The organism is Vibrio sp. Vb0937, assembly GCF_033338855.1.
This window is the reverse complement of sequence record NZ_JAWOTK010000244.1, coordinates 1-1,291: the sequence shown is the minus strand read 5'-3', so window position 1 is coordinate 1,291 and position 1,291 is coordinate 1. Positions and strand designations below refer to the sequence as shown.

Annotated in this window: 1 pseudogene; it reads right to left on the bottom strand. The window is 45.9% G+C overall.

Annotated features, from left to right (window positions below):
- A pseudogene (locus tag R7P67_RS24790) lies at nucleotides 1-1,270 on the bottom strand (hypothetical protein); the annotation flags it as partial.
- Nucleotides 1,271-1,291: the final 21 nt, after the last annotated feature.

The following is a 1,291-nucleotide window of genomic DNA, read 5'->3' as shown; positions in this document are numbered from 1 at the left end:
ATTTTACGTCGAACGAAATGGTGTGATCACTGGTATTGTTCCATGCAGCAGAAAGGCTTTCGCTCACTTCATAAGGCGCGGGATCTTCACCGCGAACATTTGGAACGAGAACGAAGAATGTGGCGCAGCCATCCTCTCCTGTCATTCGCTGGACGTAACCATTGGCATCGACTTCCGCTAAATTCTCGCCTTCTGGAAGAACTCCGGCATCAAGAAGAAGTTGTTCTATCACTAAGAATTCACCATTTTCTGGATACTCAGGGTTGAATGGTTTAGGAACGGGTACACTGTCAGGTATGTAAAGGTTGACCGGCCAATTCGGAATCAAGCCTTCGCCTTCATCATGAATACCGTTACCGTTCATATCGAACGACTTACACACTTTAAGATTGGCAATACCGATAGAACCAAAACGGATGGTTAACACGGGATCATCATCAAAGGTTGGTTGAGCCCAAGCACTAGGCATGAAACCAACGTCATTCTCCTCATTACCGCTGGCTTCATCTGTGTCCTCACCAGCAGAACGTTTGATGGTTTCGTCGAAGTTGGTTTGACATGCTAGAGCGTTTGCAAAGCCTATATGCAGATCGCCATCTTCGAATGTCGGTGAAAAGTCTCTTAAATCTGCGAAGGTTGTGAAGTGAGTGAATGGGGTGTTCATTGCGGTAAAGCCAACTTTTTTCGCCCACCACATGAATTGGTCTAAGCTCCATTGATGGTCTTCAACCCCAAAAACACTAAACGTGATTGGCTCGTCAGGAGAATCATTGGAAAGTTTAGTATTACGCATACCACCCATTTCCATTGCTAAGTCACGAATACCGAACTCCCAATTAGGAATAACTTCATCGATGATAGGATCATATTGGCAGTTCAGGTTTCTGTCGTGGAACGCACGAAAAGCAATATCAAAGTTTGGCGGTTCTGGCTCCGCAGTCTTCGCTTTGAAGTTATCTGTTTTCGAGAATCGAGGGATAAATCCAAAGAACCCTGCACAGTTTTCACCAGTTTCTTCGCCATACAGGTCGGTACCTTCACAAGCAGCTTCTACGCTCGCCGCTGTGGATACCCAAGCTTTGTAAACCCCACCGGAGTTCGGTGTGTTGGCAAATGGGAATAGCTGTATGGTTTCTCCATCAGGCAGAGAAGTAGGGTCGACATCTAAATACTCACTTCCCAATTGATGTCGACATTCTATGTCTATCGATTGGGTGACCATTTTGCCGCGCACTTTAACTTCTTGAGTGATCGTGACGACGTCATTCATATATGTCACACCACCTTCACC